Origin of the sequence: Enterococcus sp. DIV1444a (assembly GCF_051712125.1) — a bacterium.
Taxonomy (GTDB): domain Bacteria; phylum Bacillota; class Bacilli; order Lactobacillales; family Enterococcaceae; genus Enterococcus; species Enterococcus faecalis.
In genome coordinates this window covers 1,447,693-1,460,285 of record NZ_JBIOOG010000001.1, presented here as the reverse complement: position 1 = coordinate 1,460,285, position 12,593 = coordinate 1,447,693, and the positions used below count along the sequence as shown (strand labels likewise).

Annotated in this window: 12 protein-coding genes; all 12 read right to left on the bottom strand. The window is 37.9% G+C overall.

Annotation, left to right across the window (positions count from 1 at the left end):
* Positions 1 to 7: 7 nt before the first annotated feature.
* The 12 genes from IGI87_RS07190 to aroC all read right to left on the bottom strand — a co-directional run bounded on the left by IGI87_RS07190 (position 8) and on the right by aroC (position 12,593).
* On the bottom strand, positions 8 to 1,897 hold the full coding sequence (locus IGI87_RS07190; protein ID WP_162782476.1) for an ABC-F family ATP-binding cassette domain-containing protein: 1,890 nt from the start codon (positions 1,895 to 1,897) through the stop codon (positions 8 to 10).
* 110 nt (positions 1,898 to 2,007) lie between these two features.
* Positions 2,008 to 4,062 (bottom strand): cation:proton antiporter, encoded by a 2,055-nt coding sequence (locus tag IGI87_RS07185; protein WP_104854834.1) that lies wholly within the window; start codon positions 4,060 to 4,062, stop codon positions 2,008 to 2,010.
* Between the two features lie 35 nt (positions 4,063 to 4,097).
* Entirely contained in the window at positions 4,098 to 4,430 is a 333-nt protein-coding gene (locus tag IGI87_RS07180) for an ACP phosphodiesterase (RefSeq protein WP_104854833.1), read from the bottom strand.
* Positions 4,431 to 4,507: 77 nt separating this feature from the next.
* Positions 4,508 to 4,984 (bottom strand): hypothetical protein, encoded by a 477-nt coding sequence (locus IGI87_RS07175; RefSeq protein ID WP_104854832.1) that lies wholly within the window; start codon positions 4,982 to 4,984, stop codon positions 4,508 to 4,510.
* Between the two features lie 11 nt (positions 4,985 to 4,995).
* Positions 4,996 to 5,190, bottom strand: coding sequence for a hypothetical protein (locus tag IGI87_RS07170; protein ID WP_104854831.1), 195 nt, complete (start codon positions 5,188 to 5,190; stop codon positions 4,996 to 4,998).
* A 193-nt stretch (positions 5,191 to 5,383) separates the two neighbouring features.
* The gene (locus IGI87_RS07165; protein WP_002382324.1) at positions 5,384 to 6,232 is read right to left on the bottom strand and encodes a DegV family protein; all 849 of its coding nucleotides are present in this window, start codon (positions 6,230 to 6,232) and stop codon (positions 5,384 to 5,386) included.
* A gap of 75 nt (positions 6,233 to 6,307) precedes the next feature.
* Complete coding sequence (locus IGI87_RS07160; protein WP_113794026.1) at positions 6,308 to 7,480, bottom strand: LCP family protein; 1,173 nt, start codon at positions 7,478 to 7,480, stop codon at positions 6,308 to 6,310.
* Positions 7,481 to 7,623: 143 nt separating this feature from the next.
* Positions 7,624 to 8,472 carry a prephenate dehydratase gene (gene pheA, locus IGI87_RS07155; RefSeq protein ID WP_113794024.1) on the bottom strand — a complete coding sequence of 283 codons (849 nt, stop codon included), beginning with the start codon at positions 8,470 to 8,472 and terminating at the stop codon, positions 7,624 to 7,626.
* A 7-nt stretch (positions 8,473 to 8,479) separates the two neighbouring features.
* The gene (locus tag IGI87_RS07150; protein ID WP_113794022.1) at positions 8,480 to 8,986 is read right to left on the bottom strand and encodes a shikimate kinase; all 507 of its coding nucleotides are present in this window, start codon (positions 8,984 to 8,986) and stop codon (positions 8,480 to 8,482) included.
* 19 nt (positions 8,987 to 9,005) lie between these two features.
* Entirely contained in the window at positions 9,006 to 10,292 is a 1,287-nt protein-coding gene (gene aroA, locus IGI87_RS07145; protein ID WP_113794020.1) for a 3-phosphoshikimate 1-carboxyvinyltransferase, read from the bottom strand.
* A 6-nt stretch (positions 10,293 to 10,298) separates the two neighbouring features.
* Positions 10,299 to 11,393, bottom strand: coding sequence for a prephenate dehydrogenase (locus IGI87_RS07140; protein ID WP_280210470.1), 1,095 nt, complete (start codon positions 11,391 to 11,393; stop codon positions 10,299 to 10,301).
* A 33-nt stretch (positions 11,394 to 11,426) separates the two neighbouring features.
* Entirely contained in the window at positions 11,427 to 12,593 is a 1,167-nt protein-coding gene (gene aroC, locus IGI87_RS07135; RefSeq protein WP_438736547.1) for a chorismate synthase, read from the bottom strand.

Here is a 12,593-nt window from a genome sequence, read left to right as displayed (position 1 = left end):
CCGTCTCTTAATCCGCGTATTCACTCAAGTATTCCCAACGATTCATTTTTTCTTCTAACAATTGTTCCGTTGCAGTTACTGCTTCTTGCAATTCTTGTAAACGAACAAAATCATCACCCTGATGATTCATTTCTTCAGTTAATGTTTCTAATTTCGTTTCTAATTGTGTGATATCTTCTTCAATTGTTGCCCACTCTTTTTGTTCCATATAAGTCAGCTTCGTTTTTTCTTTCTTTTCTGTCGATGCTTCTTTTACTGGTTTATTGAGCGGTTTTTCTTTGACCTTTTCTTGTTCTTTTTGGTTCGCTAAATATTCACTCATCGTGCCATAAAACGGTAGGATCTGACCATTTCCTTGAAAAACTAACAATTTATCCATTGTTTTATCTAAGAAATAACGGTCATGAGAAACAGCAATTACCGCTCCTTTAAACGTTTGAATATAATCTTCTAAAATGGTCAACGTATCAATGTCCAAATCGTTGGTTGGCTCATCCAATAATAACACGTTAGGCTGACTAATTAATAATTTTAAGAGATATAACCGGCGTTTTTCGCCACCAGACAGTTTGCCAATCAGTGTCCCGTGCATAAAACGAGGAAATAAAAAGCGCTCTAACATTTCAGCGACCCCAACGCTGCTTCCATCACTGCGTTTCACTTCTTCTGCTGCTTCTTGCAAATAAGCAATCATTCGTTGATTAGGATCCATTTCTTCATTTTGCTGAGTATAATAGCCAATTCGGACGGTTTCACCGATAATATATAGGCCACTATCTAAAGGAATGCGTCCAGCTAAAATATTTAATAACGTGGATTTGCCTGCACCATTTTTACCAGTAATCCCAATTCGATCGTTTGCTTGAATGAGTAAATTAAAGTCTTTCAAAAGCTGTTTATGATCAATGGCATAATTTCCTTCCTTGATTTCCAGAACTTTTTTCCCTAAACGCTGCGTGGCAAAATCTGCTTCTAAGGTCCCATTGGTTTGTACCTGATGCAAGTTTTCTTTTAAATCCTGAAATCGATCAATTCTTGCTTGCTGTTTCGTTCCTCGTGCTTGAACGCCCGCTCGCATCCACGCAAGTTCTTGTTTGAAGAGGCGTTTTCTTTTTTCTTCTTGCTCTACAGCGACACGTTCACGTTCGGCTTTTTCCATCACATACGTTTCATAGTTTCCTTTGTATTCATACAGTTTTCCAAAAGAAAGTTCGAAAATCCGATTGGTTACTCGATCTAAAAAGTAACGGTCATGGGTCACCATTAAAACCGCGCCACGATAGTTATTTAAAAAGTTTTCCAGCCATTCAATCGTTTCATAATCCAGATGGTTCGTTGGTTCGTCTAATAGCAGTAAATCAGGCGCTTCAATTAAGACTTGCGCCAAACTTACTCGTTTTAACTGCCCACCAGAAAGCTCACTTATTTTCTTCTCCAATGTGGGAATGCCTAATTTTTGTAGAATAATTTTTGCATTGGTATCTGCTGTCCAAGCATCTTGTTTATTCATGGCTTCTTCTGCTTGCGTGTAACGTTTTTGAACCCCTTCGTCTAAGCCATTCTCACTTAAAGCAGCTAACGCTAATTCATAATTTTTAACCGCTTTTATGATCGGGCTGTCCCCCTGAAACACGGCTTCTGCAATCGTAATATTCTCGTCAAATGTTTGATTCTGGGAAAGATACCCGATTTGATAATCACTTGGCTGCTGAATCGCAGCAAGATCACCATCGCCACTATCTACACCAGCAATAATATTTAATAAACTGGTTTTCCCTGTGCCGTTAATCCCAATTAAACCAATGCGATCTTTTTCATGAATCAAAAAAGAAAGATGATCAAATAGTGTTTTTTCCCCATATGTTTTGGTTAAATCTGTTACTTTTAATTCTTTCACCGACACTACCAACTCCTTCTATTTTGGTCTTGCTTATTGTATCAAAAATTGGATCGTAAAAAAAGTGCATGAGATAAAAATCGTCTTGGTTTCATCTCATACACTATTACTTATTCTTTATTAAAATTTTTAACAAATCGTTTCAGCGGAACGTTATTCACTTCGCCACTAATCGAATAACTCTCTAATAAATTGACATTTTTTCGTAACTCGTTCGCTTCGATAATTGAAATGCGTTCAGATTGTTCGTAATGATCAATCATTCGTCGCTCTTCTTGGAAGCCTAATAATAGGTCTTTAACATAGTCTGTCTCCGTATGAACAATATACGAATCAATAAATTCGCCTTTTTCAAACTTATGGGCTAAATCCAAGCGTCCATCAATAAAGAAGTCAATTAAATCATCATCGTAAACACCACGTAAATTATCTAAACTTTTTAGAATAACTTGAGAATTTCTTAGAAAAACTTGGCGAATATTTTCTAATTCTTCGTTTCGTAATTCTTTTTCTTCTTCAGAAGCTTCATCACGATTGAAAAATAACTTAGGATGTAAAAGAATCGAAATGATTTGTCGAGCAAATAGTAACCAAAAGCCTACAATCGATAATAATTGTTTGGCAATCGACCGTTGCATCCGTGTAATTAATCGTTGATACATACGATAACTTCTGACACTAATTTCTCCTTGTTTCAAACTTTCTTCTAAGCCATCTCGTTCAATTGACACAATTAACGTCCGCAACTCTTGCACTTCTTGTTTTCGTTCCGCACTTAACTGCTCGGTATACAATTCTTTTAAACGATCTTGGTAATTTTCAATGACCGCATTCATTTCACCACGAGGATTCTCTTCATTTTGCTGTTTTAAAACGTCAATGACATCACGTAATAAATCAATTTCGACTGACTCTTCATTTGCCACTTCCGTCTCTGAATCTGTTAAAAATGGTAAAACTAGAATACCACCAATCAGAGTTACCAAAATAACACAAGCTGTAATAAATAGTAATAACGGTCGTTCTTTAAAATGCTCGCCGTTAATCGCCGTTGGCAAAATAAAGATGGTGGCTAAACTCACTGTCCCCTTAACACCGCCAAAAGTTAAAATCAACATTTCATTCATTGCAGTTTTAACTTTTTTGAAGCCATGTTGAAGCATGTAAACACTGAAAATGGCTAAGAAACGAATTAAAAAGACAACCCCACTAATAATTAAAACAACCATTAGTAAGAACCAGTTTGAATATTGTTGGTCAATCCAAATTGGCGAAAATACTTGCGAAAGTTCAATTCCTAAGAATAAGAAAACTAAGGCATTTAAAGTGAACTCAATCATACTCCAAATACTTTCGCCAACATTTGACAGCTCTGCTTCAAAAAGCGAAACTTTTTTCAAACTAGAAGCTTGCATAATTCCAGCAATCACAGCGGCAATAATTCCAGAAACGCCGACCAATTCTGAAATTAAATAAGCAATAAATGGTAAAAGCAATTCAATCAACAAGTAGCCAGTGACATCTTTTGCCACTGCAGTTTCAAGTAAATGAACAATTTGTTGTTTTAATAAAACTAAAACAATTCCGACCACCGCTCCACCAATACTGGAAATAATCAAGGTCCCTGCCGCTTCCACCGGCGAAAATGAACCCGTTAATAAAGCAGCTAACGCAAATTGAAAGGCTGTAACGCCTGACGCATCATTGATGAGCCCTTCACCAGACAAAATGTTCATTGAACGTTCAGGGATGTCAATTCGACCTGATAACGAACCTACCGCAACTGCATCCGTTGGCCCTAAAGCCGCCCCAAAAGCGAAGCAAGCGGCTAATGGTAAGGCAGGCAAAATCATATGCAGTGTCCAGCCGACTCCGACTAGGGTAATTAACACACCAAAAAAGGCCAAGAAAAGAATCATCCCGAAATTTTTCATCATTGCTTTCAGATTGATTAGCTCCCCTTCTCTAAATAAAAGCGGTGCGATAATCATTACTAAAAATACTTCAGGCTCAAATTCAATTTCTTGTCCCATTTTAGTTAAACCAATTAGAACACCTACAATAATTTGCACAATTGGCAGCGGAATGACGGGAACAATCCGGTTGAATATGTTTGAGAAGGTAATAGACAGTGCAAAAACAATGATTAGAAAGGTAAATTCCATCCTATCATTCCCTTCTATATTAAATTTTTATTGACTTACCGATCAAAACATTTAAGTAATTTTTTCTTTTTAAGAATAATTTTTTTTTCGACTTCTTCTAATTCAGAACTGCGTTCACAAAGCTCCAATTGGGCGCGTCGTGCTTCTAAACGAAGAAGATCTCCTTTAATTAATTCAATTTTTTTGTAGCGTAAGAAATTTTTCTTTTGCATACGTTCTGCAAAGTGTTGTCGTTTTTCTTCAGGGATTGCTTGATATTTCTTTTTCAAGTCAGCGACACACTTTTCAAATTCTTCACTCACCGAAACAACTTCCTTCCAAAATTTAATCTGACTAATTATAACAAATTTTACCAAAAGTACAAGCAAAATTGCTTTCTTTTTTTTAAAAGAAATTCTGGGGAAATTTTATGAGAAAAAAGCTGATTTCTAGGAGCTGAACATACTTAATCTTCATTAACAATAATATCAATTTCTGCCTCTTCATTCATCCGTGTCGAAAGAAAAAGGACCATTTCTTCTAGTGGCGCAGAAAAGCGCAAAACCACCCCTCTTCTGCCTTTTTTTAAATATCCTAAACGAATACCGTTTGGCTTTTGAACAAGGACAATCTTTTCGATATCTTTAAAAGCCGTGCCCCGATTGTCAAAAGGATGCGTAATAATACCATCCTCCGCAAAACCTCTTGCATCGTAAAGAAAACTGAAGACAATCAAAATATATAACACGCTTCGAATCATTTCAATTTTATCTCCTGCCGAAAATGCATTGGCCATAATTATTAAACTGAAAAAAGCAACTAAATATTTCGTTGTAGGATGTTTTGCAGCCGGAATTACAATACTTTTACGTACAAAGTAAAAGTAACCATACATAACGACGACAAATAAAAATAGCAATAACGTAAACCCATCGATAATCACAAACGACTCCTTTATTTCTTTTTCTTTTGAATATCTGTTAAAATATCATTTATTTCTTTAATTTCTTTTTTTGATTCATTAATCTTTCTGATAACCGTCTCACGTTTTTTTCCAGGCGGTAAGTCAATTGATTCTTGGTAGTAGTTTGCTAAAGCTTGAACTTTTTTCATTTTTTCGCTTTGCAACAAGGCTATATTTCTTTTCATTTAACCGCCTCCTCTTTCTTAGTATACATTACTTTGTAAGGAATTGCTTAATTTGCAAGATATTTTCTAATAAAAAGGAGTAATTTTACAATTTCTTATAAACAAAAAGTGTTTGCTAGAGTAACGCCAGCAAACGACAAAATAATAGAATAAAAAATGAGACAGAAGTAGTTTACTTTTGTCTCATTTTTTATTATTGAGCTGAAATCGCTAAACCAATCGCTTTTTCCCCTAGATGGGTTCCAATAACCGGTCCAAAATGACCGATTTCAATTTCTGCATTTGGATAGAGCTTTTGTAATTTTGCTTGTTCTTTTTCAGCGACGATACGGTTATTGGCATGAATCACATACAGTTTAACTGGTGCTTCAATCCCTGCATTTCGTTCACCAATAATTTTTTCTGCACGAGCAAAAGCTTTCTTTGTTGAACGGATTTTTTCAAATAATACAATCTTTCCATCTTCAAAAGTCAAGATAGGTTTAATTTTCAATAACCCAGCGATCAAGGCTGCGCCGTTCGTTAAACGACCGCCACGGACTAAGTTGTTCAAATCTTCTACAATTAGATATGCATACGTATTGTCACGAATTAAATCTAATTTGGCAAAAATTTCTTCTAAGCTAGCTTTTTCTTCTGTTAAATCTAAAGCTGCTTCTACCATGTGTCCCATTGGCATACTTGTAATTTTTGAGTCATATGGATATAAAGCAACACCTGGGATTTCATCAGTAAGTCCGTGCAGTGTATGAACAAAACCAGAGATTCCTGAAGAAAGATGAATGCTGATGATGGTGTCATACCCTTGTTCAGCGATTGATTTGTAAAGCTCTAACACTTCTCCTAAAGCAGGTTGTGAAGTCGTCGGAAATTCTTTACTATTATTTAGCAATGCATAATATTCATCTGCTTCAATGTCAATGCCTTCGTTGTATATTTTTCCATCTAAAATGACTGGGATGGGAATTACAAAAAGATTCGGATGATCTTTAATGCGCTCGGGTAAATAAGCTGTACTATCTGTCACAATAGCAATTTTCATTTTGTAACCTCGTTTCACTAATTTTCCACGTTGTTTCTAATATAGCATAAAAAAGGATATTTTAAAATGCTTTCCTTATTCGTTCAGGAATTTTTCGATGGCTTCTGCATTTTTCTGTTCATCCACTTCTAAAATACTTCCTGCATAAGAGGATTCACCAAAATTCCAGGAATCTGGTACCGGAACCGATAATGACTCAACCCCTGCTTTTCCTTTAATCAGCAACGCTGGTCCGTTCATCAGCATGAAACTAACAGGCACATCTGTCGACATATATCCAACTAATTTCCCAAGTGATTCTGGAGTTCTTAATAAAGTCATCGGGTTTTTCATTTGGCTCATCACAGCTGACATAACTTGTTGTTGGCGACGGACTCGTCCAAAGTCGCCTTCTTCATCCATTCTAAAACGAGCGTATTGGAGTAAGACGTGTCCATCCATGACTTGTTGACCTTTTTCAATATCAACGCCATCTAAATTCAGTGATTTTTCTGCATCGATTTTGACACCTTTAGGAAACATAGAGTCAACAATTTTTTCAAATGATTGGAAATCTACCTTAGCATAATATTTCGTATCTAAATTAAAGTTTTGTTTTAACGTTTCACGAACCAATTCAGCTCCGCCGTAAGCGTATGCGGCATTAATTTTATTCGGCCCGACACCAGGAATGTCCACGAATGTATCACGCATAAATGAAATTAATTTTGGTTTTTTTGATGGTCCATTTAGTTGGAGAACCATTATTGTGTCGGCTCGTCCAGCATCTTCCCCACGTGTATCGCTGCCAAGAATTAAAATATTCTTAGCCCCATTGCTACTTTTGACGCCATTAAATGTTTCTACTTTTTCTTGAGGCAACGAGTCATCATGTTCTGCTGCAGATTTTCCTTTTAAAAACATGACTGTACTATAGGCAAATAAAAGAATTAATAAGATCACTAGCCATTTGAAAAAGCGTTTTGTTTTTGATTTTTTACGTTTCTTTTTTGGTTTCTTGTCTTTTTTTCCACGAGGGGGTTGGTCAGAACCGTTGCCACCACCTGAATCTGTTTGATGTCGCCTCTCACTTCTGCGACTGTCCTCAGTATAGCTGTCTTCGTAAACTGGCTCTTGAAGGCTTTCAGCTAGTTCTTCCGGTTCTTCTTCTCTATGTTCACCCATTGATTTTCGGGGATTAAAGGTCTTTTTATGTTCTGCTGGTCTCGATTTTTCATGAATATGTTTATAACGATCTACACGACTCATCGTGTCACTCCTTTATCTCTGTGTTTTATCACCTTTCTTAGGATACCTCATTTCACAGGAAATTCCTATTACAAATATGTAATTTAATAAAAAATGAAACTCACTTTATCTAATAAGTAAGCTTCATTTTCATTTTTAACTCTTTAAAGCGTGGACAAAACATAGATTGGGTAATCCCCTAAAATTTTTATTTCTGCGCCAATGAGTTGCAATTCTGTTAAAGCTGCTTCAATTAGTTTTTCTGGTTGATCTTTCACTAAGTCCATTAAAAAGAAGTACTCTCCGAGCTTTGTTTTCAACGGCCGCGATTCTATTTTACTAAGATTAATCCCGCGCCAACTAAACACACTTAATGCTTTGTGTAAAGAGCCAGGAACATTACTTGGCATCGTCAGCGCTAGCGTTATTTTTTTTTCAGATAGCGGGAAAGAAATCGCTAAATTTTCAGAACCAAGAACCCAAAATCGGGTTTGATTTACCGATAAATCTTGTATATTTTTTTCAACAATGGTCAAATCATACATTTCCGCAGAAAGTTTTGGTGCAATAGCTGCAAAAGGTAATTCTGGATGTTCTGCAATGTATTTGGCGGCGTAAGCTGTTGAAGGCGTTGCTTCTAAAATCGCTTCTGGAAAGTTTTTCGCTAGAAACATCTGTGATTGAGCTAATGCTTGCGGGTGTGATAAAATTTTCTGACTTTGTTGCCAGATTGATTGATTCTCCTTTGCCACCATTAGTTGTTGTTGAATTGGTAAAACCAACTCTGCTTGGACAGGTAACTGCGCTTGATGATACAAATAATCAATCGATGCATTAACGGTTCCTTCAATCGTGTTTTCTATTGGGATAATGCTCCATGCCACTTCGTGCTGTTCAATTGCTTTCAAGCAAGCTGGAATCGATGCGTACGGCATCAACGTAGCTTCAGGAAAAGCAGCCAATGTTGCACTGTACGTAAAGGAACCGATCGGACCTAAATAACCAACTTTCATCGTTTCTCTACTCCTTTAATTGTTGCAAAATTTCATTGATAATTTCTTCTGGCGAGCGATTGGTCGTATCAATTGTCATTTTCGCACATTCTTCATAAAAATTCTTACGAGTCTCAAACAAAGTAATAATCTCTTTTGAAGAACGTTCTATAGCTAAGGGCCGTTGGTTCTCAGTATCTTCTTTGATTCTTTTTAACAGCTCTTCTGGTGTCGCATGTAAATAAATTACTTGCTGAAAAGATTTTAATAAGCTACGATTTTCTGGTCCGACAACAATCCCGCCCCCAGTTGAAAGGACGGCTACATTTTTTGACAGTTCCTTTAAAAGTTGGGTTTCCTGCTCTCGGAAAGCGGCTTCGCCATATTTTTCGAAATAGTCAGGAATTGAGCGTCCTATTTTTTCAATCAACGCTGTATCTAAATCAAGATGAGGCATCTTTAGTTTATTGGCCAAGCTTTGGCCAATGGTTGTTTTACCAGCACCCATAAAACCAATTAAAACAATGCTTTCCATGGTTTGTTACCCTCCTTCATTAACAACTTAAACGTTCTAAGTCGTCAAAAAATGTTGGATAAGAAACTGAAACTGCTTCAGCCTTATCTAATTCAACAGTGCCTTTTTTTACAAGTAATGCAGCAATTTGTAACATCATCCCGATACGGTGATCCCCATAACTGGTAACTCTTCCACCATGTAAAGAAGTCGGTCCGTGTATAATTAAGCCATCATCTGTAGGCGTGATGTCGGCGCCTAAAGTCGTTAATTCTTTCGCTACTGCATCAATCCGATTCGTTTCTTTGACTTTCAATTCTTCTGCATCTCGAATGATTGTCGTACCAGTAGCCTGAGTGGCTAACAAAGCAATAATCGGTAACTCATCAATTAAACGTGGAATAATAGCGCCACCAATCTCTGTAGCTGTTAAACGACTCGTTTTTACAAGTAAATCGCCAGAGTGATTAGCTTCGTCTTCATTTAAAATAGTGACGGAACCACCCATGTTTTTAATCACATCTAAAATACCTGTCCGCGTTTGATTTAAGCCAACATTTTTCAGGAGCACCTCGCTATCTGGGACTAATAAACCCGCAACTAAAAAGAAAGCCGCAGAAGAGATATCACCAGGGACTACCACATTTTGACCTGTTAATTGTTGTGGTCCAGTTAACATAATTTTTTTATCATCTACTTCAAGCGTCCCACCAAATTGTCGAATCATCTCTTCTGTATGATCACGTGTCTTTTCTTTTTCAACCACTACAGAAGTGCCCTCGGCTTGCAAAGCGGCGAATAAAATAGCCGATTTCACTTGAGCACTCGCAACAGGCATTGTGTAGTGAATCGGTTGCAAGTTTTGAGTCCCGCGAATAGAAATTGGTGGAAACTCCGTTTGCTGAACCCCTTGACATTCCGCTCCCATTTGGTTTAAAGGAAGCATCACACGATTCATCGGTCGTTTAGCAATAGACGCATCACCAGCTAGGCGCGTTTCAAAGGGACAACCAGCTAAAATGCCCAGCATTAGACGAATTGTTGTACCTGAATTTCCAACATCAATTGTATTCTTCGCCTGTTTTAAGCCTGTGAATCCTTGCCCCTCAACGGTGATTGTCGTCCCGTCATCTTCAATGTTCACACCTAAAGAACGAAACGCCGCTAAGGTACTTAAACAATCTTCGCCTCTTAGAAAATTTGTAATCGTCGTTTTTCCAGAAGAAATCGCCCCAAACATAATACTTCTATGGGAAATCGATTTATCGCTAGGAACCATCAGAGTCCCTTGTAAATGTTTCACATTTGTACGTAGTTGCACCCTCATCACCTCTTATTTTTCGTAACACGTATAGTTCGTTTTTTTAGATAAAATTTGTTTTGCAGCTTGGCAGTCTGATTGATTTTTAAAAGACAATTGAAGAATCCCATAGATATCTTCTCTCGTTTCTAAAATTTTAATATTTGTAAGAGAAAGGTCCGCTTCGCCTAAAATTTGCGTAATTTCAGCAATGATTCCTGGTTGATCTGGTACATCAACAAACAAATCATAGAAAGCCGGGATTGCGCCTTCTTTATGAATAGGCAACTGAGCACGTGTTTCTTTGGCCTTATCAAAAAAATTACGAATAGCTGAGGCGTTTTTTTCTGTTAACCACTGGCAAACAGTAGCCATCTCTTTTTGCCAATTTTCTAGTAAGTCCAATAATATTAAGCGATTGCTTAATAAAATATCCGTCCACATCGTTGCATCAGAGGAAGCAATTCGAGTAATATCTCTGAATCCTCCAGCCGCTAGCTGCTGTGCTCTGGGATAAGTTGTATTCAGCTGCTGACTTTCGTTCACCAAAGCTGCAGCAACAATATGCGGCAAGTGACTTAGGGCACCAGTAATTTCATCATGTTCCTGTGCAGGCATCGTAATAAACTTCGCATGTGTTCCTTTTAGTAACGTTTGTAGCTCCTGAATCTGTTTGTTTTTTTCGCCATGGTCATCGGTAAAAATATAGTAGGCATTTTCAAACAAACGTTCATCAGCGGCTGTTACGCCGGATTTATGTGAACCAGCCATTGGATGGCCACCAATAAAATTTTTCATGTTAAGCTTTGTTGCTAATTGATTAATTTCCACCTTGGTACTACCCACATCTGTGATCAGAGCAGTTTCTAGTGATAATTGGTTTAATTCTTCTAGTTGTACTAAAGTTGCTTTAACTGGGGAACAAAGAAAAATAATCTCTGCTCGTCTTGCCCCACTTGTTAAAGATTCAGCTATCTCATCAATTAGACCCGTTTTCTTAGCAAATTCAGTTGACTCCGCTTGATTATCGAAACCGATAATCTCACTGTTTGGATGCCCTTTTTTGATACACAACGCCAGTGAACTCCCGATTAGCCCTAATCCTACGATTAAAATACGTTTCTTCATTTTTTCCCTCCATATACTTGCGACTTTTTTCCATTAAAAGTTTTGAGTATATAGACGATAACGTTTCACTGCTTCTTTCATTTGTTCAAATGAGTCACTATCAAATTTTTCGAGCATAGCCTTCGCTACTTCCGTGGCAACAACGGCTTCACAAACAACGCTAGCGGCCGGTACCGCCGTGCTATCAGAGCGCTCAACGCTGGCTTTATAGGGCTCTTTTGTATCAATATTTACGCTTTGCAATGGTTTATAAAGGGTTGGAATAGGTTTCATGACACCACGAACGATGATTGGCATTCCATTGGTCATTCCTCCTTCAAAACCGCCCAAATTGTTGGAAGTTCTGGTATAGCCTGTATTTTCGTCCCAAACAATCTCGTCCATTACTTGACTACCAGGGCGTTGCGCCATTTCAAATCCAATGCCAAACTCAGCACCTTTAAAAGCATTGATGCTTACAACAGCTTGCGCAATTTTGGCATCTAGTTTACGATCCCATTGGACATAGCTCCCTAAGCCAGCTGGAACGCCACCTACAAGTACTTCGACTACCCCACCAATTGTATCGCCATTTTTCTTGGTTTGATCAATTAGTTCTTTCATTTTTTCTTCTACGGAAGGATCTAATACGCGAACGGCAGATTGTTCAGACCGTTCTTGAATTTCACGAATCGTTAAATTTTCAGGAATCGTAGCTTCAATCCCTCCTAATACCGCGACATGCCCAGCGACTTGGATATCCAATTCAGCTAAGAGTTTTTTAGCAACCGCACCAACCGCCACACGCATCGTTGTTTCTCGTGCCGAAGACCGTTCTAAAACATTCCGTAAATCATCATGTTGATATTTCATGCCACCCACTAAATCAGCATGTCCTGGACGTGGTTTGCTGACGCGGCGGATTTTCTTTTGTTTTTCAGGAACTGGCTCTACTGACATCACGGAGGTCCAATTTTTCCAGTCTTTGTTTTCGACAATCAACGTTACGGGTGAGCCAAGTGTTTTACCATGCCGAATGCCCGAAGTAATACGTACTTGGTCTTTTTCAATTTTCATCCGTCCTCCACGACCGTAACCGCCTTGACGTCTTGCTAATTCTCGGTTAATCTCTTCGCTACTTAAAGGCAAGCCGGCTGGTAAGCCTTCAATAATAGCAGTTAATTCAGGTCCATGTGATTCGCCTGCTGTAATAAAGCGCAT

Coding starts and splice junctions, on each gene's coding strand:
- IGI87_RS07185 (WP_104854834.1), bottom strand. CDS start 4,062: ATGGAATTTACCTTTCTAATCATTGTTTTTGCACTGTCTATTACCTTC.
- IGI87_RS07170 (WP_104854831.1), bottom strand. CDS start 5,190: ATGAAAAGAAATATAGCCTTGTTGCAAAGCGAAAAAATGAAAAAAGTT.
- IGI87_RS07165 (WP_002382324.1), bottom strand. CDS start 6,232: ATGAAAATTGCTATTGTGACAGATAGTACAGCTTATTTACCCGAGCGC.
- IGI87_RS07160 (WP_113794026.1), bottom strand. CDS start 7,480: ATGAGTCGTGTAGATCGTTATAAACATATTCATGAAAAATCGAGACCA.
- pheA (WP_113794024.1), bottom strand. CDS start 8,472: ATGAAAGTTGGTTATTTAGGTCCGATCGGTTCCTTTACGTACAGTGCA.
- IGI87_RS07150 (WP_113794022.1), bottom strand. CDS start 8,986: ATGGAAAGCATTGTTTTAATTGGTTTTATGGGTGCTGGTAAAACAACC.
- aroA (WP_113794020.1), bottom strand. CDS start 10,292: ATGAGGGTGCAACTACGTACAAATGTGAAACATTTACAAGGGACTCTG.
- IGI87_RS07140 (WP_280210470.1), bottom strand. CDS start 11,393: ATGAAGAAACGTATTTTAATCGTAGGATTAGGGCTAATCGGGAGTTCA.
- aroC (WP_438736547.1), bottom strand. CDS start 12,593: ATGCGCTTTATTACAGCAGGCGAATCACATGGACCTGAATTAACTGCT.